This is a genomic window from Nonomuraea solani (assembly GCF_900108335.1).
Taxonomy (GTDB): Bacteria; Actinomycetota; Actinomycetes; order Streptosporangiales; family Streptosporangiaceae; genus Nonomuraea; species Nonomuraea solani.
The window spans coordinates 1,038,069-1,060,050 of record NZ_FNVT01000002.1; the positions used below are offsets into that span (position 1 = coordinate 1,038,069).

The 21,982-nt window shown below is 70.6% G+C and carries 15 protein-coding genes; 9 read left to right on the plus strand and 6 right to left on the minus strand.

The window, feature by feature from the left end:
- Positions 1 to 80: 80 nt before the first annotated feature.
- Positions 81 to 2,747, minus strand: a complete 2,667-nt coding sequence (locus tag C4V41_RS10490) for a bifunctional acetate--CoA ligase family protein/GNAT family N-acetyltransferase (protein ID WP_235030021.1) — start codon at positions 2,745 to 2,747, stop codon at positions 81 to 83.
- A gap of 168 nt (positions 2,748 to 2,915) precedes the next feature.
- Here C4V41_RS10490 and C4V41_RS10495 point away from each other — a divergent pair, with 168 nt between their 5' ends.
- Positions 2,916 to 3,809, plus strand: a complete 894-nt coding sequence (locus C4V41_RS10495; RefSeq protein WP_103955550.1) for a carbohydrate kinase family protein — start codon at positions 2,916 to 2,918, stop codon at positions 3,807 to 3,809.
- Between the two features lie 49 nt (positions 3,810 to 3,858).
- A complete protein-coding gene (cpt, locus tag C4V41_RS10500; RefSeq protein WP_235030022.1) occupies positions 3,859 to 4,434 on the plus strand; it encodes a chloramphenicol phosphotransferase CPT in 576 nt (191 codons plus the stop codon).
- A gap of 212 nt (positions 4,435 to 4,646) precedes the next feature.
- Here cpt and C4V41_RS10505 read toward each other — a convergent pair whose 3' ends face one another.
- Both C4V41_RS10505 and C4V41_RS10510 read right to left on the minus strand, forming a co-directional pair.
- The gene (locus C4V41_RS10505; RefSeq protein ID WP_235030023.1) at positions 4,647 to 6,761 is read right to left on the minus strand and encodes a RecQ family ATP-dependent DNA helicase; all 2,115 of its coding nucleotides are present in this window, start codon (positions 6,759 to 6,761) and stop codon (positions 4,647 to 4,649) included.
- 406 nt (positions 6,762 to 7,167) lie between these two features.
- Entirely contained in the window at positions 7,168 to 7,992 is an 825-nt protein-coding gene (locus C4V41_RS10510; protein WP_103955552.1) for a TauD/TfdA dioxygenase family protein, read from the minus strand.
- 424 nt (positions 7,993 to 8,416) lie between these two features.
- Here C4V41_RS10510 and C4V41_RS10515 point away from each other — a divergent pair, with 424 nt between their 5' ends.
- Positions 8,417 to 10,927: a DNA gyrase/topoisomerase IV subunit A gene (locus tag C4V41_RS10515; protein WP_103955736.1), complete on the plus strand. Its 2,511-nt coding sequence runs from the start codon at positions 8,417 to 8,419 to the stop codon at positions 10,925 to 10,927.
- Between the two features lie 217 nt (positions 10,928 to 11,144).
- Positions 11,145 to 14,192 (plus strand): glycoside hydrolase family 3 N-terminal domain-containing protein, encoded by a 3,048-nt coding sequence (locus C4V41_RS10520; protein WP_235030024.1) that lies wholly within the window; start codon positions 11,145 to 11,147, stop codon positions 14,190 to 14,192.
- Between the two features lie 80 nt (positions 14,193 to 14,272).
- Here C4V41_RS10520 and C4V41_RS10525 read toward each other — a convergent pair whose 3' ends face one another.
- Positions 14,273 to 14,635, minus strand: coding sequence for a VOC family protein (locus C4V41_RS10525; RefSeq protein WP_160150243.1), 363 nt, complete (start codon positions 14,633 to 14,635; stop codon positions 14,273 to 14,275).
- Between C4V41_RS10525 and C4V41_RS10530 the strand changes: the two genes are divergently transcribed.
- From C4V41_RS10530 to C4V41_RS10545, 4 genes are all read left to right on the plus strand, one after another.
- Positions 14,582 to 15,145 carry a thioredoxin family protein gene (locus tag C4V41_RS10530; protein ID WP_103955553.1) on the plus strand — a complete coding sequence of 188 codons (564 nt, stop codon included), beginning with the start codon at positions 14,582 to 14,584 and terminating at the stop codon, positions 15,143 to 15,145. The two genes, C4V41_RS10525 and C4V41_RS10530, sit on opposite strands and share 54 nt — an antisense overlap.
- Positions 15,146 to 15,251: 106 nt before the next feature.
- Positions 15,252 to 16,259: a sugar ABC transporter substrate-binding protein gene (locus C4V41_RS10535; protein ID WP_103955738.1), complete on the plus strand. Its 1,008-nt coding sequence runs from the start codon at positions 15,252 to 15,254 to the stop codon at positions 16,257 to 16,259.
- Between the two features lie 4 nt (positions 16,260 to 16,263).
- Positions 16,264 to 17,235, plus strand: a complete 972-nt coding sequence (locus tag C4V41_RS10540) for an ABC transporter permease (RefSeq protein WP_103955554.1) — start codon at positions 16,264 to 16,266, stop codon at positions 17,233 to 17,235.
- A gap of 78 nt (positions 17,236 to 17,313) precedes the next feature.
- Complete coding sequence (locus C4V41_RS10545; protein WP_103955555.1) at positions 17,314 to 18,117, plus strand: SAM-dependent methyltransferase; 804 nt, start codon at positions 17,314 to 17,316, stop codon at positions 18,115 to 18,117.
- Between the two features lie 5 nt (positions 18,118 to 18,122).
- On the opposite strand, the gene C4V41_RS10550 is transcribed toward C4V41_RS10545, so the two are convergent.
- Entirely contained in the window at positions 18,123 to 18,437 is a 315-nt protein-coding gene (locus C4V41_RS10550) for a hypothetical protein (protein ID WP_103955739.1), read from the minus strand.
- A gap of 140 nt (positions 18,438 to 18,577) precedes the next feature.
- Here C4V41_RS10550 and C4V41_RS10555 point away from each other — a divergent pair, with 140 nt between their 5' ends.
- On the plus strand, positions 18,578 to 19,072 hold the full coding sequence (locus C4V41_RS10555) for a beta-class carbonic anhydrase (protein WP_103955556.1): 495 nt from the start codon (positions 18,578 to 18,580) through the stop codon (positions 19,070 to 19,072).
- 686 nt (positions 19,073 to 19,758) lie between these two features.
- On the opposite strand, the gene C4V41_RS10560 is transcribed toward C4V41_RS10555, so the two are convergent.
- Entirely contained in the window at positions 19,759 to 21,825 is a 2,067-nt protein-coding gene (locus C4V41_RS10560) for a DNA gyrase/topoisomerase IV subunit B (protein ID WP_103955557.1), read from the minus strand.
- Positions 21,826 to 21,982 lie beyond the last annotated feature (157 nt).

The following is a 21,982-nucleotide window of genomic DNA, read 5'->3' on the forward strand; positions in this document are numbered from 1 at the left end:
AACGTCTTTTGTCCGTGCACCTTGGGGCACTCGGTTCCCGCCCTTCGCTGAGAGCGGATCGGGAAAGCAGAGCGGGTGGGTCAGGAGAGTCTGCGGGGGCCGCCGTCCAGGCGGGGGCCCGCCGGGGTGCGCAGGGTGGCGCGGGCGCCGAGGATGAGTACGTCCGACTCCCCCACCAGCACCTGGTCCAGGTCCAGCCGGGCCAGTTCGGGCAGGTCGTGGGCCAGCCGGCCGACCCGCACGAGCAGGTCTTCGAGGGCGTCCACGGCGACGGGCGGGTAGCCGTACTGGCCGAAGAGCAGGGGCGCGGCGCGTACGGATCGTACGAGCTCCGAGGCGTCCTCCCCGGTCAGCGGGGCCAGCCGGAACCCCTGGTCGAGCAGGAGCCGCGCGGTCACCTCCCCGAGCCCGAACGACACCACGGGACCGAACGCGGGATCCTCCACCACGCCCACGACCGTCGGGACGGCCGGCTGCGGCGCCATCCGCTGCACCGCCAGCTCCACCTCCTCGCCCAGTTGCTCGGTGAACTCGGCGTACGCGTGCCGCACCATCTCCGGCCCCGTCAGCCCCAGCCGCACGGTCCCGGCACGGCGCGAGGCCTCCGGGCCGGCCACCTTCAGCACCACGGGCCAGCCCAGCCGCTCGGCGGCGGCCAGCGCCTCATCGGGCGAGCGCACGACCTCGGCCGGCCAGACGGTCAGGCCGTAGCAGGACAGCAGCTCGGCCGCGTCGATCTCCACCGGCGGCCCGGCCTGCGCGAACCCGGCCACCGCGCCCTCGACGTCGGGGACGGCCGCGGCCAGCGTGTTCCGGGCCAGCGAGCGGGCGCAGGCGGTGTCGATGTCGTCCAGCTCCGGCGGCGGCACCGCCGGGTGGGCGCGCCAGGTGGCGTAGCGGACCACGTGGGCGAGGGCGCGTACCGCCTCCTCCGGCGCCGCATAGGACGGGATGGAGCCGCGCGCCGGAACCGAGCCGGGCGCCTCGACGCGCAGCGCCGGATCCATGCCCAGATGCCCCCGGAACGTGGCCAGCACCGGCTTGCCGGAGTCCTTCGAGACCCGCAGCAGCTCGGCGGCCACCTCGTCCGTCTTGCCGGGGATCGGCGGCATGTAGACGACGACGGCCGCGTCGACGTCGGGGGAGGCCAGCTCGCCGGCGAGGGAAGCACCGAATTCGGCCGGACCAGCGGCGGGACCCAGGTTGACCGGGCTACGGGGCTCCAGACCGGCGGCGAGGCAGGAGTCGGCGGCGAGCAGGCCGAGCGCGTCGGAGTTGGTCACGAGCGCGACCCGGGGCCCCGCCGGCAACGGCTGATACGCCAGCAACTGCCCCACGTCGAACAACTGGATGAGGTCGTCGACCCTGATCAGCCCCGCCTGCGCGAACAGGGAGCTGATCGCCGAGTCGGGCAGCCCGAGCTCCTCGGCCGAGTGGCCGGTCGGCGTGCCCCCGCTCTTGACCACCACGATCGGCTTGCGGTGGGCGATGCGCCTGGCCAGCCGGGTGAACTTGCGCGGATTTCCCAGCGACTCCAGGTAGAGCAGGATCACCTCGGTCGAGTCGTCCTCTTCCCAATATTGCAGCAGGTCGTTGCCCGAGACGTCGGCCCTGTTGCCGGCCGAGACGAACGACGAGATGCCCATCCCGCGCTGCGCCACCCGTTGCAGCAGCGCGGTGCCGAGCGCGCCCGACTGGCTGAAGAAGCCCACCTTGCCCCGCCCCGGAACGGTGGCGGCGAGGGTGGCGTTGAGCTTGACGGCGGGGTCGGTGTTGGCGATGCCCAGGCAGTTGGGGCCCACGACGCGCAGGCCGTAGGAGCGGGCGATGCGGGCCAGCTCGTCCTGCCTGGCCCTGCCCTCCGCGCCCGTCTCGCCGAACCCGGACGAGACCACGATCAGGCCGTGCACGCCCTTCTCCGCGCACTCCTTGACGACGTCGAGCACGCCCTCGGCCGGGACGGCGACCACGGCCAGGTCGACGTCGCCGTCGATCTCGCCCACGCTCGGATAGGCCCGCACGCCCGCCACCGCGCGCACCTCCCGGTGCACGGGATAGACGGGGCCGGTGAAGTCGGCGGCCAGCAGGTTGCGCAGCACGGTCTGGCCGACGCCGCCCGGCTCGCGCGAGGCGCCGATGACCGCGACCGAGCCTGGGGTGAGCAGCCTGGCGATCGACCGGGACTCGGCCCGGTGCTCGCGCGCGGCCGTCACCTCTGTCGAGGTGTCGGTGGGGGTGAGGTCGAGCGTCATGCGTACGACGCCGTCCTCGAACTGGCTCTGGGCCGTGTAACCGGCCTGGCGCAGCAGCCCCGTCATGCGCATGTTGGCGGGCAGCACGTCGGCGATGAACCGTTCGATGCCGCGCTCGCGAGCCGTGGCCGCCAGGTGCTCCAGCAGGACGGAGGCCACTCCCCTGCCCTGGTGGGCGTCCTCGACGAGGAAGGCCACCTCGGCCTCACCGGGACCGGTGCGGTCGTAGCGGATGACGGCCACCATCTCGGTGCCGATCGTGGCGATCAGGGCGACCCGGCCGATGTAATCGACGTTGGTGAACCGCTCGACCTCCCGGTCGGACAGCCGGGGCCGTGGCCCGAAGAACCGGAAATAGATCGATTCGTCGGACAGACGGGAGTAGAAGGAACGGAGGCGGTCCGCGTCGGCGGGCCTGATCGGCCGGACGTGCGCGGTGCCGCCATCGGCCAGGACGACGTCAGCTTCCCAATGGGCCGGATATTGTGCCTCCACAGCCTCGAGCGTAAACCCGCATCCCAAATGCCAAGACCGGGGGGCCTGTTGGGCAACGCTTGTGCATCGACTATCGGCCGGTGTCATCGGTCCGCCCCACGGGCAGCCCGGAAGCTGTTAGTTTTGCCGTGGCCAGGCTCGTTCTGAAGGCAGCAAGGTGGTGACATCATGACGCGGGTCGTCGTGGTGGGCGATCTCATGACCGACGCGGTCGCGCGCGCCCGTTATGCGCTCGCCAGGGCGAGCGACACCCCGGCGATCGTGACCATGCACGGCGGCGGCTCAGGGGCGAACATCGCCTCGTGGCTGGCCGTCGAGGGTGCCGAGGTGGCCTACATCGGCCGCAGGGGCGCCGACATCACGGGGCGCAACCGCGACATGGAGCTGATGGGCTACGGCGTCGACGCCCGGCTCGTCATGGATCCTGAGCGGCCGACCGGCACGTGTGTCGTGCTCGTCACGCACAAGGGCGAGCGCACCATGCTCTCCGACCCCGGCGCCAACGCGGCGCTCTCGCCGGAGGATCTGCCGCGCGACCTGTTCGCCCAGGGCACACATCTGCACATCTCCGGCTACACGCTGATCAACGAGGGGTCGCGCGACGCCGGTCTGGCGGCGCTCGACATGGCTCGCCGCAACGGGATGTCGATCTCGGTCGACTGCGCCTCGTCCGCGCCGCTGGAGCGCACGGGCGCCGAGCCCTTCCTCGAGTGGACCAACGGGGTCAAGCTGCTGTTCGCCAACGCCGACCAGGCCAAGGTGCTGACCGGCCGCGACGACGCCGAGGCCGCCGCCAAGGTGCTGACCGCGTGGTTCCCGCAGGTCGTGATCAAGATGAACGACCAGGGCGCGCTGTGGTACAGCAACGGCCGCCCCGACCCCGTCCGCGTGGCCGCCGAGCCGGTCGACAAGATCGTGGACGGCACGGGGGCGGGCGACGCGTTCTCCGCCGGCTTCCTGCCCGCCTGGCTCGAGGGCAAGCCTCCGGCCGAGGCGCTCACCGCCGGCTGCCGGCTGGCGGCCAAGGCGATCATGCACCTGGGCGCGCGCCCACCGTTCTAGCCCGTCCGCCGTTCCAGCCGTCCGCCGTTCCAGGGCGTCGCCTGCCGAAATGCGTTTCCGGACCGTGCGGGCGGTGTCCTACTGTGGCGTGGTGACGACGCAGATGATCATTATCAACGGCGGTTCGAGCTCGGGAAAGTCCGGCATCGTCCGCTGCCTGCAGGCCGTGCTTCCCGATCCGTGGCTGGCGCTCGGGGTCGACTCGTTCGTCGAGGCGCTGCCCGCCAGGCTGCAGGCGTCGGACGACGGGCTCCAGATCGGGGCGGACGGCTCGGTGAACGTCGGGGCGGACTTCACGGCGCTGGACGCGGCATGGATGCGGGGCATCGTGGCGATGGCCCGTGCGGGCGCCAAGGTCATCGTCGACGACGTCTTTCTCGGCGGACCGGCGTCCCAGCGGCGCTGGCAGCAGGTTCTGGGCGACCTGGACGTGCTGTGGGTCGGCGTGAAGTGCGACAGCGAGGTCGCCGCCGGCCGTGAGGTCGCACGCGGGGATCGGGTCCAGGGCATGGCCGCGTTGCAGGCGGAGATCGTCCACAAGGGCGTGACCTACGACCTGGAGGTGGACACGACGCGCACCGAGTCTCTGGCGTGCGCGCGGACCATCGCCGCCCACGTCGGCTGACCGGCGGACAAACCGCCGGCCGGTCGCGGTGTCGACTGGCCGGTCACGGTGCCACTCGGCCGGTCACGGTGTCAGTCGGCCGGTCACGGTGTCAGTCGGCCGGTCGCGGTGTCAGTCGGCCGGTCGCGGTGTCGACTGGCCGGTCACGGTGCCACTCAGCCGGTCGCGGTGTCAGTCGGCCGGTCGCGGTGTCGACTGGCCGGTCGCAATGCCTAGCTGACGGTCGCCAGGGCCAGGGGCAGGACGGCCGGGGCGCCCGCGTGGCGGATGAGGGCGGCGCCGAGCGTCATCGTCCACCCGGTGTCGACGCGATCGTCCACGAGCAGAACGGGCCCGCCGCACGCCGCGATCGCCGCCCCAAGATCCTTGGGCATGGCGAGCGTGCCCCTGATCGCCTGCACCCGCTTGGCGCTGTTGAACTGCTGCCCGGGCGAGCCCGCCCGATAGCCCAGCTCACCCAGGTAGTTCAGCCGCCCGACCTGGGCCAGCCGCTCGGCGAACCCGCGTACGAGCTTGGGCCGCGCCCCCGACGGCACGTTGACCACGGCCACGGGACGCTCACGCCACTCCCAGGACGACAGGACCTTGATCACGGCCGCGAACATGTCGTCGGCCATCGGCCCGTCCTCGGCGTTGAACAGCTCACGCAGCCGGTTGCCCCACCCGATGTCGGTCAGCCGCCCGAGCGCCCGGCCGGGCTCGGCGCCCAGGTCGGGCTTGATCCGCCCGGACAGGTCGGGCATGCCGGTCGGCCACTGCTTGCGAGCCTCGATCTCGACGCCGGGCCTGCTCAGCCGCTCACGGGCGGTCTCGACGGCCTGCGCGCCGATCTCCGGCGAACGGTGCCGGCCGGTGCAGTTGTCGCAGCGGCCGCACGGTGTGGCGCCGTCGTCGTCGAGGTGCCTGCGCAGGTACTGTTCGCGGCACTCGGTCGTGGTCAGGTAGGCGAGCATGGCGTCCTGCTCGGCTTTGCGCTCGGCGGCGATGCGGCCGTAGCGCTCGGTGTCGTACTCCCACGGCTGCCCCGTGGCCTCCCAGCCGCCCTTGACGCGGCGGACGGCGCCGTCGACGTCGAGGACCTTGAGCATCATCTCCAGGCGGCTGCGGCTCAGGTCGACGGCGGTTTCGAGCGCCGGGGTGGACATGAGGCCGCGCTCTTCGAGGGTCTGCAGCGTGGCGCGTACGACGGGCTCGGGCGGGAACGCCAGCGAGGCGAAATAGGCCCAGATGTCGCGGTCTTCGGTGCCGGGCAGCAGGATGACCTCGGCCCGCTCGACCCCACGCCCGGCCCGGCCGACCTGCTGGTAGTAGGCGACGGGCGACTGAGGCGCGCCCATGTGGACCACGAACCCGAGGTCCGGCTTGTCGAAGCCCATGCCGAGCGCGCTCGTGGCCACCAGCGCCTTGATCTTGTTGTTGAGCAGCGCCTCCTCAGCCGCCAGCCGCTCTGACGGCTCGGTCTGGCCGGAGTAGGCGGCCACTTCCAGCCCCTGCTCGCGCAGGTAGCCGGCAATCTCGTGGGCGGCGGCCACGGTGAGGGTGTAGACGATGCCGGAGCCGGGCAGGTCGCGGAGCGTCTGGGCGAGCCAGGCCAGCCGCTGCTCGGCGCTGGGCAGGCGGACGACGCTCAGGTGCAGGCTGTCGCGCTCCAGCGCGCCGCGCAGGACGAGCGTGTCCTCGCCGTCGGGGCGCAGCTCCTCGGGCAGGCGCATCTGCTCGGCCACGTCGCGGGTGACGCGGGCGTTGGCGGTCGCGGTGGTGGCCAGGACGGGGATGCCGGGCGGCAGCTCCGCGAACAGCGTGGCCAGCCTGCGGTAGTCGGGCCTGAAGTCGTGGCCCCAGTCGGAGATGCAGTGGGCCTCGTCGACCACCACGAGCCCGGCGCTCTCGGCCAGCTCGGGCAGGACGTTGTCGCGGAAGTCGGGGTTGTTGAGCCGCTCGGGGCTGACCAGCAGCACGTCGACCATGCCCTCGGCGACCTGGCCGTAGATCTCCTCCCACGCCTCGGGGTTGGCGGAGTTGATCGTGACGGCCCTGATGCCGGCGCGCTCGGCGGCGGCGATCTGGTTGCGCATGAGGGCCAGCAGCGGCGAGACGATGACGGTGGGGCCCTCGCCGAGCTCGCGCAGGAGCGCGGTGGCCACGAAGTAGACGGCCGACTTGCCCCAGCCGGTGCGCTGCACGACGAGGACTCTGCGGCGGTCGAGGACGAGGGCCTCGATGGCGGACCACTGGTCGTCGCGCAGCCGGGCGTGCTCCCCGGCCAGCGCCCGCAGCCGCTCCTCAGCCTCTTCCCGCAGCATCCCGGCGTCCGGCGCGTCAATCATGCCCCCGACGATATATGCATCCCCCGTTTGCTCGGCCGCTCCTTTGCGCCGCGTGCTCTCCCAACTTCCATCCCGTACGGCTTCGCCACCCCGGCCGCCACCCGCCGCACAGGGTTTCCGACCTCCAGGAACACGCCCTCTGACCCGCACAGGGCCGGGCGCCGCCACGCGCGCATCGTGGGCCGTCTGGGTGGTGACAACAGTTCCCCCAGGAAAGACATGACACCGGCGGCGAGCCACTGGGGGGTGGTCCGGTGTCATCGGGCGGGAACCGCTTGACCACCCAGACGGTCAAGTGTGCGCACGTGACGGCGCCCGGCCACGTGCGGGTCAGAAGCCGTGTTCCTGGAGGCCGCCGGCCACGTGCGGCGGGTGGCGGCCAAGGTGGCGAAGCCGTACGGGATGGTCAGGGTTTGTCGGTGTGCTCCGGGAAGGCGTTGATCGTGACGCGGTGCATGCGGCGGCGTTCGGTGTAGTCGGCGACCGCGTAGTGCTGGGTCGGGCGGTTGTCCCAGAAGGCCAGCGTGCCCGGGCGCCACCTGAGGCGGAGCTGATACTCCGGCGACCTGATGTGATCGATCAGGAACGGCAGCAGCGCCTCGTTCTCCCGATCGCTCAGCCCCACCAGCCGCGTCGTCGAGGCGCGGTTGACGAACAGGGCCTTGCGCCCGGTCTCGGCGTGCACCCGCACCACCGGCCGCTCGATGGGCGGCCACGCGGCCTGGATCTCGGCCAGGTCGAACGGGTGCCCCTTCGAGATCGCCTTCTTCATCGACATCGTGATGTCGTGCTCGGCCGTCAGCTCGTCGCACAGCCGCTGGATCGACGGCGAGAGCGTCTCATACGCCAGGTACGTGTTGGCCCAGCACGTGTCCCCGCCCACACTGGGCAGTTGCACGCAGCGCAGCAGCGACCCCATGGGCGGCGTCGGCTCGAAGGTGTTGTCGCTGTGCCACTCGTCGCCGCCCTCGCCCTTGGGTGAGGTCTGGTCGAGGATGTGGATGGGGCTGGTGGAGTCCTTCTTGAAGGCCGGGTGGTTGAGCGTGCCGAAGTTGAGGGCGAACTGCAGGTGCTGCTCGTCGTCGATGGGCTGGTCGCGGAAGAACAGCACGAGGTGCTTGAGCCAGCCCGCCCGCAGGGTCGCGACCTCTTCCTGGGAGAGCGGCTTGCGCAGATCGACCCCGGTGACCTCGGCGCCGATGTGCTTGGTCACGGGATGGAACTCGATCATGACGCCTCCGGTGACAGGTGAGAGCCCACGCCACGAACGTACGACCCAAGCAATTGCTTGGTCAAGATGGAAAACGCCAATCGAACAAGTCAGCGAGAAGTGGCGGGGATCGAGTAGGATCTGCCTTCTGTGGAAGACGGGCCCGGTCGGCGACAAGGAGGCGGCTTCGATGCGTTCGGATACGCCACAGGGACCTGGCTCGTGCCATCATCTCCAGGGGCAAACACGTTGGTACCCATTCCGGTCGCGTGGCCGTTCGCACTTCCGGCCGTCATCGCGTCACGACGTGGGCAGGTTACGTCGAAGCCTCGCACGCCGATCTGACGCTTCTTCAGCGGGCTGACGGCTACGGTTACAGCACAAGAGCAGAAGGAGGATGCGCTTCCCCTCGGCGCGACGGCCGGGGCAGCCGGCGCAGCACAAGATGGCCCGACGCACGACAGCACCCCCGCCTGAGGACTTCGAGGAGCGGATCGTCGACATCGACGTGTCCTCGGAAATGCGCACGAGCTTCCTCGAGTACGCCTACTCGGTGATCTATCAGCGGGCCTTGCCCGACGCTCGTGACGGCCTCAAGCCGGTGCAGCGTCGCATCCTCTACTCGATGAGCGAGATGGGCCTGCGCCCCGACCGTGGGCACGTCAAGTCCTCACGCGTCGTCGGCGACGTCATGGGTAAGCTCCACCCCCACGGCGACAGCGCGATCTACGACGCCCTGGTCCGCCTGGCGCAGCCGTTCTCCATGCGCCTGCCCCTCGTCGACGGCCACGGCAACTTCGGCTCGCCCGACGACATGCCCGCCGCCATGCGTTACACCGAGGCCAGGCTGGCCCCGGCGGCGATGCTCATGGTCGAGTCGCTCGACGAGGACACCGTCGACTTCAAGCCCAACTACGACGGCCAGGAGACCGAGCCGGGGGTCATGCCGTCGGCGTTCCCCAACCTGCTCGTCAACGGCACCAGCGGCATCGCGGTCGGCATGGCCACCAACATGGCCCCCCACAACCTCACCGAGGTCGTCGCCGCCGCCCGGCACCTGATCAAGAAGCCCGACGCGACGCTCGACGAGCTGATGCGGTTCGTGCCGGGCCCCGACCTGCCGACCGGCGGCTCGATCATCGGGCTGCAGGGCGTGCGCGACGCCTACGAGAGCGGGCGTGGCACGTTCCGCATGCGGGCCAAGTGCGTGGTCGAGCAGATCACGCCGCGCCGCAAGGGCATCATCGTCACCGAGCTGCCCTACAACGTCGGCCCCGAGCGCGTGGTCACCAAGATCAAGGAGCTGGTGACCAGCAAGAAGCTCCAGGGCATCGCCGACCTCAAAGACCTCACCGACCGGCACAAGGGCCTGCGGCTGGTCATCGAGATCAAGAACGGCTTCATCCCCGAGGCCGTCCTGGAGGAGCTCTACCGGCTGACGCCGATGGAGGAGACCTTCGGCATCAACAACGTCGCCCTGGTCGACGGCGAGCCCCGCACGCTCGGGCTGCGACAGTTGCTGCAGGTCTATGTCGACCACCGGATCGAGGTCGTGCGCCGCAGGTCCGAATACCGGCGCCGCAAGCGCGAGGAGCGCCTGCACCTGGTCGACGGCCTCATCATCGCGCTGCTGAACATCGACGAGGTCATCCAGGTCATCCGGGCCTCCGACGACTCGGCGCAGGCCCGCACGCGGCTGATGGACGTGTTCGACCTGACCGACATCCAGGCCGCCTACATCCTCGACACGCCGCTGCGCCGCCTGACCCGCTACGACAAGCTGGAGCTCGACCGCGAGAAGGAGGTCCTGAGCGACGAGATCGCCAAGCTCACGGAGATCCTTTCCTCGGAGACCAAGCTGCGCCAGGTCGTCTCGGGCGAGCTGGCCGAGGTGGCCAAGAAATACGGCACCCCACGCCGCACCGTCCTGCTGGAGGCGCCCGGCGTCGCCCGCACCCCGGTCCCGGCGACGGACCTGCAGGTGGCCGACGACCCGTGCCTGGCGCTGCTGTCCTCGACCGGCCTGCTGGCCCGCACCTCCGACGCCGAGCCGCTCCCGGGCGAGGGCGAACGCTCGGCCCATGACGTGCTGGTCAGCGTCGCACGCACCACCGTGCGCGGCGAGGTCGGCGTCGTGACGTCGCTGGGCCGGCTGATCCGCGTCCAGGTGGTCGACCTGCCGACGCTGCCGCCCGTGGCCAACCCGCCGTCGTTGTCGGGCGGGCATCCGGTGTCCGAATACGTGTCGCTGCAGCCCGACGAGAAGGTGGTCGGCCTCGGCTCCCTCGATCCCGACGGCCCCGGGCTGGCCCTGGGCACGGCGCAGGGCGTGGTCAAGCGGGTGGTGCCCGACTACCCGGCCAACCGCGACGACTTCGAAGTGATCACCCTGAAGGACGGCGACACCGTGGTGGGCGCCGTCGAGCTGGTCTCCGAAGAGCACGACCTGGTGTTCATCTCCTCCGACGCCCAGCTCCTGCGCTACCAGGCCGCGCTGGTGCGGCCGCAGGGCCGTCCGGCGGGCGGCATGGCCGGCATCCGGCTCGACGGCCCGGCCAGGGTGATCTGGTTCGGCGTGGTGGATCCCGAGCTGCCCGCGCAGGTGGTGACGGTGGCGGGGTCCTCCACGGCGCTGCCCGGCACGCAGGTGGGCGGCGGCAAGGTGTCCGACTACGCGGAGTTCCCCGCCAAGGGGCGCGCCACGGGTGGTGTCCGGGCCCAGCGGTTCCTGAAGGGCGAGGACGAACTGCTGCTGGCCTGGGCGGGCCCGGCGCCGGCCAAGGCGGTGTCGGCGGTGGGCAAGCCGGTGCCGCTGCCGGAGGAGATCGGGCGCCGCGACGGGTCGGGCGTCCGGCTCACCCACACCATCGGCGCCATCGGTGGCGCCCTGGCCGCCGGGCCTGAGCTCCTGCCCGGCGACACCGCACAGCAGCCCCCTGCCCTGCCGGAGGAGTAGCCCCGACCGCTCCAGACCGAGCAGGGCCGGCCCGCCGGATGGAGTGGCCGTGTCCTGGCCGCACCGGACGGCCTCGGCGTCGATGACAGCGCGTCACCCGAGCGGTGGCGCGCTGTTTCGCAGTTATGAAACCGGCCCCAGTGCGTTTCGCTGTTATGAAACCGGCCCCGGTGCCGATCTCATCTGGGAGAGCGCTCTCTCCCCTGATGGAGGTACCGTGTTCCGATCCAGCCGCCCGTTATGGGTGGCCCTCACCCTGCTGGCCTCACTCCTCGCCGCCCCGCCCGCCCTGGCGGCCGCCGAGCCGCTCACGATCACCGACTTCGAGTCGGACGGCGTGCCCACCGGCGTGTACGCCTGGGGCAACGACGCGGCCTCGACCCCGGCCCTCACCGTCGAGCCCGGCGCCGACCGGCCGGACGCGCCCGCCACGAACCGGGTGCTCAAGTCCGTCTACAACGTGAGCCAGTGGGGCGGCTGGTCCCACGATCTGCCCGCCACGCAGGACTGGTCCCCGTACGAAGGCTTCTCCTTCTGGGTGAACGGCACCGGCTCGGGCCAGCGGATCTTCTTCGAGCTGAAGGACGGCGGCGGCCCGGCCTCCTCCGAGCTGTTCGAGTCGTCGTTCACCGATGACACGGCCGGCTGGCGGAAGGTGGTGGTGCCGTTCTCGAGCTTCACCCGCCGCACCGACTACCAGCCGGGCGGCGCGCCGACCGACGGCGAGCTGGACCTGGTCGCCATCTGGGGCTACGCGATGCGCCTGCCCGCCACGTCGGGCACGCTCACCTGGGACGAGTTCCAGATCTACGGCACGGCGCCGCCGCGCCCGGTCCGGCTGTCCACGGACAAACCCGTCTACCCGGTGAACGAGCGGGGCGAGGCGGAGATCGCCGTCACGGTCACCACGGCCGACGGCGCGCCGCTCCCCGCCGACCTGGCGGTGGACTACAAGACCGGCACCGGCACCGCCACCCCGGGCGGCGACTACACGGCGGCCCAGGGCACGCTGAGGTTCCCGGCGGGCACGGCTTCCGGATCGGCGAAGACGTTCACGGTCAGGACGCTGCGCGACGGCCAGGACGAGGTGGCGGAGACCATCCCGGTCGAGCTGTCCGGCACCGGCACCAGGCCGCCCGCCGAGTCCCCGGTCATCGTGATCAACGCGCACGGCCTTCCGTACCTGAACGCCCACAAACCGGTCAAGGAGCGCGTCGCCGACCTGCTGGGCCGGATGACCCTGGACGAGAAGATCGGCCAGATGACGCAGGCCGAACGCGGCGCGCTGGCCAAGCAGAGCGACATCGCCGCCTACCGTCTCGGCTCCCTGCTGTCCGGCGGCGGCTCGACGCCCCCGCGGAACACCCCGGCGGCGTGGGCCGACATGATCGACGTCTTCCAGCTCCAGACCCGGCAGACGCGCCTGCAGGTGCCGCTGATCTACGGCGTGGACGCGGTGCACGGCCACAACAACGTCGTGGGCGCGACGATCTTCCCGCACAACATCGGCATGGGCGCCACCCGCGACCCCGGCCTGGTCGAGCGGGCCGGCGAGATCACCGCCAAGGAGGTCAAGGCCACCGGCATCCCGTGGAACTTCTCGCCCTGCCTGTGTGTGGCGCGTGACGACCGCTGGGGCCGGGAGTACGAGTCGTTCGGCGAGGACCCCGCACTGGTGACCCGGATGGCCACGGTCATCGACGGCCTGCAGGACCACGGGGTGCTGGCCACGGCCAAGCACTACGTGGGCGACGGCGGGACGGCGTACGGGTCCTCGACGACCGGCGACTACACGATCGACCAGGGCGTCACCAAGGTGAGCCGGCAGGAGCTGGAGGCCGTCCACCTGGCGCCCTTCGCCGAAGCGGTCAAACGGGGCGTCGCCACCGTGATGCCGTCGTTCTCCAGCGTGGACTCCGGCGCCGGGCCGCTGAAGATGCACGCCCACGCCGAGCTGATCAACGGCACGCTCAAGGGCCGGCTCGGCTTCAAGGGCTTCGTGATCAGCGACTGGCAGGCCATCGACCAGATCCCCGGCGACTACCCGGGCGACGTGCGCACGTCGATCAACGCCGGGCTCGACATGATCATGGTGCCGTACGCGTATCCGCAGTTCACGAGCACGCTGAAGGCCGAGGTCGAGGCCGGGCGGGTGCCGGTGGCGCGGGTGGACGACGCGGTGGCCAGGATTCTGACGCAGAAGTTCCGGCTGGGGCTGTTCGAGCGCCCGTACGCCGACCGGTCCCGGATCGGCGACGTCGGCTCGGCGGCGCACCGGGCGGTCGCCCGTACGGCGGCGGCCAAATCGCAGGTGCTGCTGAAGAACGACGGCGGGCTGCTGCCGCTGCGCCGCGACGCCAAGGTGTACGTGGCCGGTTCGAACGCCGACGACCTGGGCAACCAGAGCGGCGGCTGGACGATCACCTGGCAGGGCTCGCCGGGCCCGATCACCGAGGGCACCACGATCCTGCGGGGCATCCGCTCGCGCGCGGCCTCCGTGACCTACTCACGCGACGCCTCCGCCGGCCTGGCCGGGCATGACGTGGGCGTCGTGGTGGTGGGCGAGACGCCGTACGCCGAGGGGCAGGGCGATGTGGGGCGCGCCGGGCGCACGCTGGACCTGTCCGCCGCCGACCAGGCCGCGGTCGCCAAGGTGTGCGGGGCGATGAAGTGCGTCGTGCTCGTGGTGTCCGGCCGGCCGATGCGACTCGGCGACCTGTCGGGCGTCGAGGCCGTGGTGGCGTCCTGGCTGCCCGGCACCGAGGGCGACGGGGTGGCCGATCCGCTGTTCGGGGCGCGGCCGTATACCGGGCGGTTGCCGTTCACGTGGTTCCGTTCGGTGGCGCAGGTGCCGATCAACGTGGGCGATGCCTCGTATGACCCGTTGTTCCCGTATGGGTGGGGGCTGCGTACCGACCGGGCGCGGGACCGGCTCGACGCCGCCCAGCAGGAGCTCGCCGGCGGCGACCGGCGCTCCAAGGACGCCGCCGCGGAGCTGCTGCTGGCCCTGGGCGCCCGCTACTGGAACGCCGACGGCTCCGTCGGCGACGCGCGGACCGTGCTGGGCCGCCTGGCCACGGCGGCGTCGCTGCTCGAACAGTCGGCCAGCGACTCGTACGCCGTGGACGACGCCGTCGTCTCGGTGGCCAGGGACGTGGCACAGCGCGCCGGCAGGCGGCCCGACCTGCAGGCGTCGGCCGACCACGAGCTGGCGGCGGGCAACCTGCGCAAGGCGGTGGACCTGCTGACCCGATCCATCGCCTGACCGTCAGGGACCGGTCCTTCAGCGGGACCGGTCCCTGAGAGGGCCGGTCGCAAGGCCGGGCCGGCCCCTGAGCGGTCCCGTCAGGTGCGGCAGAGGCAGAACGGGTGCCCGGCCGGGTCGAGGAACACCCGGAACTCGTCGTCCTCGCTCGGCTGGTGCTCGTGCTTGGTCGCCCCGATCTCGATCGCCCGCGCCTCGGCCTCGTCCAGGTCCGCCACGTCCAGATCGAGATGGATCTGCTGCGGGCGGCCAGGGTCGGGCCAGCGGGGCGGCTGGTGGCCGGGGGCGAGTCGGCCAGGCCCTTGGGATCGGCGCAGTCCAGCACGACACTTCGGAACTCGGCGATACCGCCCATCGTTTCCATCCTCTCTCAGACGACAATGGATGCCATGGCTGCCAACTCGTTCATGGTTCCGCTCGGCACTCCCGCACCGGCCTTCGATCTGACCGCCATCGACGGCGGCAGCGTCTCGCTGGAGGACCTCAAGGGATCTCCCGCCAGTCTCGTGATGTTCCTGTCCAACCACTGCCCGTACGTGCGGCACATCGAATCCGGCCTCGGCGCCCTGGCCAAGCACTACGGCGCCCGGTTGTCGATCGTCGCCATCTGCAGCAACGACGCCGTGAACTACCCCGACGACGACCCGACACACCTGGCGGAGCAGGCCGCCAGGGCCCGGTTCGCGTTCCCGTACCTGCTGGATGACACCCAGGAGGTGGCCAAGGCCTATCAGGCGGCGTGCACACCGGACTTCTTCCTGTACGACGGGCAGTTCCGGCTCGTCTACCGCGGCGAGTTCGACGGCTCGCGGCCGGGCAACGCCGTACCGGTCACCGGTTCGTCCCTGCGCGCGGCCATCGACGCCCTGCTGGACGACACGCCGGTGCCCGAGGAGCAGGTGCCGTCGCTCGGCTGCGGCATCAAGTGGAAGCCGGGCAACGAGCCCGCCTGAATCCTTCGCCTCGTCGGCCTGAGAAGTCCCGGAACCTCCCGGGTTTCTCTATGATCACCACCACGAAGTCCCGGGTGAGTCGCCGACGATGCGAATGGAGATCGAGATGCTCGCACGATGGACTGCGTTAGCCGCGGTGGCCCTGCTCGCCACCGCCTGCGTCAATCCCAGCTCCACCGCGGGGTCCGCCACCCCGTCGGCCACCACCGCCTCCAGCGGGCCCAAGCGGATCGGGTTCTTCGGCTTCGCCAAGGCCAACTCGTTCGCGGCGGCGACGTTCGCCGGGGTCGAGGAGTATGCCAGGGCCAATGGCGCCACGGCCGAGTTCCTCGACCCGAACTTCGACGCCCAGGCGCAGGTCAGGCAGCTCCAGGACGCGGTGACGGCCAGGCGGTTCGACGTGTTCGTGGTGCAGGCCAACGACGGGGCGGCCGTGGTGCCGGCGATCCGCTCCGCCGTACAGGCCGGAATCTCCGTCGTCGTGCACTTCACCCCCGTCGGCACCCGCTACGACACCGCCCAGCCCCAGGTCGACGGCACGATCACGCTCATCGACCCGCCCGCGCTGAACGGCGAGGGGCTCGGCAGGCTGGCCGTCCAGGCGTGTGAGAGCAAGAAGCTGAACCCGTGCGAGGTCGGCTACCTGGAGGGCCTGAAGGCGCTGCCGCTCGACAACGCCCGCACCCAGGCGGCCGTCGGCGTCCTGGAGGCGGCGCCGGGCGTGGAGGTCAAGGCCCGGCTCGAAGGCGGGTACACGCAGGAGAGCGGGCGCAAGGCCATGCAGGACGTGCTGCAGAAGGACCCCGGCATCGACGTGATCATCGGCGCGTCGCAGGCCATCCTGGGGGCCGAGGCGGTGGCCAAGGGCAAGGACATCATGTACGTCGCCAACGGCGCCTCCCGCCAGACCGTCAAGGCGGTCCAGGAGGGACGCTGGTACGCCGCCTACTACCTGCCGGTCAAGACCCTCGGCGCGAAGGCGGCCGAGCTGGGCCTGAACAAGGCGCTCGGCGAGCAGGTGCCCGACACGAACGTGATGACCGACGTCGAGCCCGGCACGAGCATGGGGACCAAGGACGCGCTGGCCCAGGTGACCGGCGAATACGACGAGTGACGGCGTGCGCTTCTTACGCGTCATCGGCTCTGCCCGTTCGGCGAGCTCCCTGCGCGACCACGGCATCCTCCTGGCCGTGGCCGCGCTCGTGGCGGTGCTCTCCCTGTCCACGGACACGTTCCTGACCTCGGGAAACCTGGTCAACCTGCTCGACCAGGCCGTCGTGGCCGGGCTGCTCGCCTGCGGCATGACCCTGTGCGTGATCTGCGGCGTCTTCGACCTGTCGGCGAGCGCGGTGCTCGCCGTGAGCGCGATCGTGGCCGTCATCGTCACCGAGCGTGCCGGGGTCCCCGCCGGGTACGCGGCCGCCGTCATCACGGGCGGCCTGCTCGGCACCCTCAACGGCGTGGTCGTGGTGCTGTCGCGCGTGCACTCGTTCATCGCCACGCTCGCGCTCGGCATCGTGCACCGCGGCCTGGCGCTGGTCATCGCCGGCGGCGCCATCGTCTATCCGGGCCCGGCCCGGCTGGAGGAGTTCCAGTCGCTGAGCTGGCCCACGGTCCTGGGCGGCGTCACCGCGTCCTCGCTGCTCCTGGTCGCGGTGGCCGTGGTCACGTCGGTGCTGCTGGCGCGCACCACGTTCGGCAGGCGCGTGTACGCCGTCGGCGGCAATCCCTCGGCCGCCTGGCTGTCTGGGATCGGGGTGCGCTCGGTCCGGGTGGGCGTGTTCGCCATCAGCGGGATCTGCGCGGGCCTGGCCGGCCTGGTGCTCGCCGCGCGCGGCGGCTCGGCCCAGCCCGACATGGGTACGCTGCTGGAGCTGACGGCCATCGCGGCGACCGTGATCGGCGGCACGAGCATCCTGGGCGGCCGGGGCGCGATCTGGCGCGGCATGGTCGGCGTGCTGATCCTGACGCTCATCGGCAACGGCTTCAACCTGCTCGGCTGGAACTCCACATATCGTCCGATGGTCGAGGGGCTGCTCATCCTGGGTGCCGTCAGCCTGGATCACGCCCTCAGACATCGGATGGATTAGCGCGAAAGATCCACAAATCTGTCACATGAGCGTTACGATCTGCTGAGCAGTCAGCGGTGTGGATTTCGAAGGGCCGAGATGACCAACCCCTCGCGCGTCCCGAAGGGGATCAATCCCAGCATCCCCAACTCGGCGCGCATGTACGACTACTACCTCGGCGGAAAAGACAATTTCGCGGCCGACCGCGAGGCCGCGGAAAAGATCATGGCGTTGGGTCCGAGCAGGGAGATCTGCCTGGCCAACCGGCGTTTCCTGGGCAGGGCCGTACGCCATGTGGCCGCGCAGGGCATCGACCAGTTCATCGACCTCGGCACCGGGCTGCCCAACCAGAACAACGTCCACGAGGTGGCCCGCAAGGCGCACCCGCAGGCGCGCATCGTCTACGTGGACTTCGACCCGGTGGTGATCGTCCACGCCCGCGCCCTGCTGGCCGGCACCGACGCCGGCATCACGATCGTGCACGCGGACGTACGCGAGCCCGCGGCCATCCTCGACGCCCCAGAGACCAGGCGGCTGATCGACTTCAGCAAGCCGGTCGGCGTGATCTTCCTCGGCGTCCTGCACTGCCTGACCGACAAGGACGACCCGTGGGGCGTGGTGGCGGAGTTCCGCGACCGCATGGCCCCCGGGAGCGCCGTGGTCATCTCCCACCTCACCGACGACGCCCACCCGGAGGTGGGGGTGGCGGCCCGCGAGGTGTACGAGGACGCCGACGCGCCCCTGATCCATCGCAGCCACAAGCAGGTCACCCACATGTTCGACGGCTTCGACCTGGTCGATCCCGGGGTCACGCATGTGGCCGACTGGCGGCCTGACGAGGCTTGGGAGAAGGAGCTCGCGGGCAGCGAATGGTGGTACGTAGGCGTGGCCCACAAGCCCTGACCCGCTTAGGTGGCGGCGGCGATGGCGGCCGGGAGGGCGAGCAGCAGTTCGTGCGGTTCGCCACCCCGCCAGTGCCGGATCAGACCGGCGCCGGCCTCCCCCGGGTCGAACCGCTCACACCCCAAGGGCCCGTAACATCCCGCCTGGTCCAGCATCAGGATCAGCGGGTCGTCCTCGGGCAGACTCGCCGCGTAGGCGGCGGTGTCGAGGAGTGCCAGGGCACATTTGGCGTTGCGGCCGTCGTCCTTGGACTCCACGCGGTCGAGACGGCGCCGGGCTTGAGCTCGGAGGTACGCGGCAAGCGATTCAGACCTACTCACGACAAAACCTTCTTCGATCACGTACATACGGCTACGACATCATCACTCAAAGTGAAGGCTTTCCGTGGGAGGTTGGCCAAGTCCGGCCAGTCGCCACCCCGCAAGACAGCAGCTCTGGGGCGTCAGCCATCATTTGTGACATGAGTGCGTTCGACGACCTGTATGCCGCCAACGCGAAGTTCGCGAAGCGTTTCGGCAACTCTGGGCTAACCGGCCGCGCAGCCCGTGGGCTAGCCGTCGTGACCTGTATGGACTCCCGCATCGACCCTCTGGGCCTGCTCGGCCTCAAGCCCGGCGACGCCAAGATCCTGCGGAACGCGGGCGCCCGGGTGACGGACGACGTCCTCCGGACCCTGGTCTTGGCCGTCTACCTGCTCGGGGTGGAGCGCGTGTTCGTCATGCCCCATACGGACTGCGGCATGGCCAAGGTCTCCGACGCGGACGTACACATGTTGACCAGCGAACGAGGCGTGGACACCCGCAGCCTGGAGTTCCACACGGTGCCCGACCAGAACGAAGCCCTCCGCCACGACCTGACCCGCATCCGCACCACCCCGTTCTTCCCCGAGGGCATGCCGGTGGCCGGCGGCATCTACGACGTCCACACAGGCCGCCTGACCGCCTCCACCCACTAACGCAAAAGCGGCGGAGCCCCCGGCTCCGCCGCACCTCTCCTCACCCAGCCCCACACCCACCAAGAGCGCTCCCGCAGCGTCCCGCCGGGCACATCCTGCGACCTTCGGCGAACCCACCGGCCGGGCACATCCCGCGACGTGCAGCGAACCTGCCCAGCACATCCCGCCACGTGCAGCGAACCCAACCGCCGAGCACACCCCGCGACCTTCCGCGAACCCACCCGCCGAGCATGCTTGCGAAGCCCGGCGAGCAAGAACGTCCCCGCAGCCGCCACCGTGCCCCCTGGCAAGCAACTCCCGCAGCCGCAACCACGCCCGTGAGGCAAACGCTCCAGCAGTCGTCACCATGCCTGTGCGGCAAGACGCTCCGACCGCGCTCCATCAGGACTCGCCCAGCCGCAGCACCTCCAGCGGGCACGCAAGGCCTGACCGCCCGCGCCCCAGCCCGCTTCCGGCGGACCATCGCAGGCCCGCAGGCCGCCAACGTCATCACACCCCGGCCGGATGGCGAACCCTGCGTCACCCCACCCCAGGCAGCCAGCCCCAGCGCGTCTACAGACCCCCAGGGCCGCTTGACCCAGGGCAAGAGTCCGGGGAGAGGCTCAGAGGCCCCTGGAGACCCTCTACCGCCCCCGAGGCACCCTCACCTCTGCCGCCCAACCGCCCTTGGCCCGGACCCAAGACTCCTAAGCGTCGATGTGGTCGCGATCGACCTCGGCCGCACTGTTCACGATGAACTCCCGCCGAGGAGCGACCTCACTCCCCATCAGCAGGTTGAAGATGCCCTCAGCCCCTTCGGCGTCCTCGATCCGCACCCGCCGCAGAATCCGGTGCCGCGGATCCATCGTCGTCTCGGCGAGCTGATCGGCGTCCATCTCCCCCAGACCCTTGTAGCGCTGCACCGGGTCCTTCCACCGCTTCCCGCGCCGCTCCAGATCGCGCAGCACCTTGTGCAGCTCGGCGTCGGAGTAGCAGTAGATGTACTTCTCCTTGCCCCGGCCCGGGTTGGTCAGCTCGATGCGGTGCAGCGGCGGCACCGCGGCGAAGACCCGGCCCGCCTCCACCATCGGCCGCATGTAGCGGTGGAAAAGGGTCAGGAGTAGGCAGCGGATGTGGGCGCCGTCCACATCGGCGTCGGCCATGAGGATGACCTTGCCGTAGCGGGCGGCCTCGATGTCGAACGAGCGCCCGGAACCGGCCCCGACCACCTGGATGATGGCGGCGCACTCGGTGTTCTTGAGCATGTCGCTCACGGACGCCTTCTGCACGTTGAGGATCTTGCCTCGAATCGGCAGCAGCGCCTGGAACTCCGAGTCGCGGGCCAGCTTGGCGGTGCCCAGGGCCGAGTCACCCTCGACGATGAACAGCTCACTGCGGTCAACGTCGTCGCTGCGGCAGTCGACCAGCTTCGCCGGCAGCGCGGAGTTCTCCAGCGCACTCTTGCGCCGCTGGTTGTCGCGGTGCTCGCGGGCCGCGATGCGGGCCTTGGCGGCGGCGACGATCTTCTCGAGCACGGCCCGCAGCGGCTGCTTGTAGCCGCGCGGCGGGTTGGCGTAGAGCTCCTTGAGCTCGCGCGAGACCACGTGGGAGACGATGCGGGTGGCCGCCGAGGTGCCGAGCACCTCCTTGGTCTGGCCCTCGAACTGCGGCTCCGGCACGCGGACCGTGACCACGCCGGTCAGGCCCTCGGAGATGTCGTCCTTGGTGACCGGGTCGTCGCCGTTCTTGAGCAGGCGGGTCTCGCGCAGGAGCTCGTTGATCGTACGGACCAGGCCGCGCTCGAAGCCGGTCAGGTGGGTGCCGCCCTTGGGGGTGGCGATCACGTTGACGAACGAGCGCACGGTGGACTCGTAGCCCTTGCCCCAGCGGACCGCCACGTCCACCGTCAGCTCGCGCTGCACCTCGGTGGGCGTCATGTGGCCCTGGTCGTCGAGGACCGGCACGGTCTCGTGGAAGTGGCCGACGCCCTGCAGGCGCAGCACGTCGCAGACGGCCTCGTCGCGGGCCAGGAACTCGGTGAACTCGGAGATGCCGCCGTCGAAGCGGAACTCCTCCTCGACCGGCTCCTCGTGCCTGCTGTCGCGAACGGCCAGGGTCAGCCCCGGCACCAGGAACGCGGTCTGCCGCAGGCGCACGTGAATCTCGTCGAGCGAGACCTCGGCGTCGGGCAGGAAGATCTGCTTGTCGGCCCAGAAGCGCACGCGGGTGCCGGTGGGATTCGCCGGCTGCTTGTCGCCGATGCGCAGGCCGGACTTCTTCTTGAACTTCGCGGTCGGGCCGTCGCCGTCGAAGATCCCGGGCACGCCGCGCCGGAAACTGATCTCGTGCACCTTGCCGTGGCGGTCGACCTCGACGTCCACCCGCGCGGACAGGGCGTTGACCACCGAGGCGCCCACGCCGTGCAGACCGCCGGAGGCGCCATAGGAGCCGCCGCCGAACTTTCCGCCCGCGTGCAGCTTGGTGTAGACGAGCTCCACGCCGGCCAGGCCGGACTTGGGCTCGATGTCGACCGGGATGCCACGACCGTTGTCGCGCACCTCGATGGAACCGTCGGCGAAGAGCTCGACCTCGATCCGGTCGCAGTGCCCCGCCAGGGCCTCGTCGACACCGTTGTCCACGATCTCCCAGAGGCAGTGCATGAGCCCGCGACTGTCGGTCGACCCGATGTACATGCCCGGGCGCTTGCGTACGGCCTCCAGGCCTTCAAGCACCGACAGGTGACGAGCCGTGTAACCCGCCTCCACTAGCGTCACTCCAGCTCCCCTGGTTTAGGCATCGAACAGGTGTGCGTAGCCTACCGTTCTTCCCCTACGCGCGCGTACAAGCTTGCCATGGCGTCACGTTTGCCGTTACCAACCGGCTGATCGTCATTACTTTGGGACACATTCCGCTCTCGGCGTAGAGAGCGGG

What these genes read in the sequence shown, in the direction of transcription:
- C4V41_RS10495 (WP_103955550.1), top strand. Translation starts at nt 2,916, where the DNA reads ATGACGCGGGTCGTCGTGGTGGGCGATCTCATGACCGACGCGGTCGCG.
- cpt (WP_235030022.1), top strand. Translation starts at nt 3,859, where the DNA reads ATGCGTTTCCGGACCGTGCGGGCGGTGTCCTACTGTGGCGTGGTGACG.
- C4V41_RS10505 (WP_235030023.1), bottom strand. Translation starts at nt 6,761, where the DNA reads ATGATTGACGCGCCGGACGCCGGGATGCTGCGGGAAGAGGCTGAGGAG.
- C4V41_RS10510 (WP_103955552.1), bottom strand. Translation starts at nt 7,992, where the DNA reads ATGATCGAGTTCCATCCCGTGACCAAGCACATCGGCGCCGAGGTCACC.
- C4V41_RS10515 (WP_103955736.1), top strand. Translation starts at nt 8,417, where the DNA reads ATGGCCCGACGCACGACAGCACCCCCGCCTGAGGACTTCGAGGAGCGG.
- C4V41_RS10530 (WP_103955553.1), top strand. Translation starts at nt 14,582, where the DNA reads ATGGCTGCCAACTCGTTCATGGTTCCGCTCGGCACTCCCGCACCGGCC.
- C4V41_RS10535 (WP_103955738.1), top strand. Translation starts at nt 15,252, where the DNA reads ATGCTCGCACGATGGACTGCGTTAGCCGCGGTGGCCCTGCTCGCCACC.
- C4V41_RS10545 (WP_103955555.1), top strand. Translation starts at nt 17,314, where the DNA reads ATGACCAACCCCTCGCGCGTCCCGAAGGGGATCAATCCCAGCATCCCC.
- C4V41_RS10555 (WP_103955556.1), top strand. Translation starts at nt 18,578, where the DNA reads ATGAGTGCGTTCGACGACCTGTATGCCGCCAACGCGAAGTTCGCGAAG.